Raw genomic sequence first — 1,068 nt, 5'->3', positions numbered from 1 at the left:
GCGAGATCCCGGCCGACCGCTGGGACGTCGACGCGTTCTACGACGAGCAGCCGCGCACCCCCGGGAAGCACAGCACCCGCTGGGGCGGCTTCCTGGACCACATCGACCGCTTCGACCACGAGTTCTTCGGCATCTCCCGCCGGGAGGCGGTGTCGATGGACCCGCAGCAGCGGCTGGTGCTGGAGGTCGCCTGGGAGGCCCTGGAGGACGCCGGGCAGGCGCCGGACGCGCTGGCGGGCAGCCGGACCGGGGTGTTCCTGGGCATCTGCAGCAACGACTACGCCGGGCTGCTGTTCCGCGAGCCGCAGGACATCACCGCCCATGCGTCCACCGGCGTCGCGCACAGCATCGCCAGCGGCCGCCTCTCCTACCTGCTGGACCTGCGCGGGCCGAGCGTCTCGGTGGACACCGCCTGCTCCTCCTCGCTGGTCGCCGTGCACCAGGCCTGCCAGAACCTGCGGCTCGGCGAGTGCGACCTCGCGATGGCGGGCGGCGTCAACGCGGTGGTCGCGCCGGACGCGGCGATCTCGTTCTCGCAGTTCCCGGAGATGCTCGCCGACGACGGCCGCTGCAAGACCTTCGACGCGGCGGCGAACGGCTTCGTCCGCAGCGAGGGCTGCGGCGTGGTGGTGCTCAAACGGCTCTCGGACGCGCGCCGCGACGGCGACCGGGTGCTCGCGGTGATCCGCGGCTCCGCCGTCAACCAGGACGGGCGCAGCTCGGGACTGACCGCGCCCAACGGCGCCGCCCAGCGCGAGGTGTTCCGCCGGGCGCTGGCCGCCGCCGGGGTGGGCCCGGACCGGGTCGGCTACATCGAGACCCACGGCGCCGGGACCAAGCTGGGCGACCCGATCGAGGTGTCCGCGCTGGCCGAGGTCTACGGCCGCCCCGAGGGCGCGCCGCTGCACCTCGGCGCGGTGAAGACCAACCTCGGCCATCTGGAGGCGGCGGCCGGGATCGCCGGGCTGATCAAGGCCGCGCTCTGCCTGGACCGGGGGCAGATCCCGCCCAATCTGCACTTCGCCGAGCTCAATCCGCACATCTCCTTCGAGGGCACCACCTTCGCCG

Annotated in this window: 1 protein-coding gene; it reads left to right on the top strand. The window is 73.6% G+C overall.

Annotated elements, in window-relative coordinates:
• A partial coding sequence (locus VR45_RS36020; protein ID WP_045944138.1) for a polyketide synthase occupies window positions 1-1,068 on the top strand: 1,068 nt, incomplete at both ends.

Origin of the sequence: Streptomyces sp. NRRL S-495, from assembly GCF_000966955.1 — a bacterium.
GTDB classification, from domain to species: Bacteria; Actinomycetota; Actinomycetes; order Streptomycetales; family Streptomycetaceae; genus Kitasatospora; species Kitasatospora purpeofusca.
The sequence above is the reverse complement of the archived record's forward strand: the minus strand, read 5'-3'. Positions and strand labels throughout refer to the sequence as shown.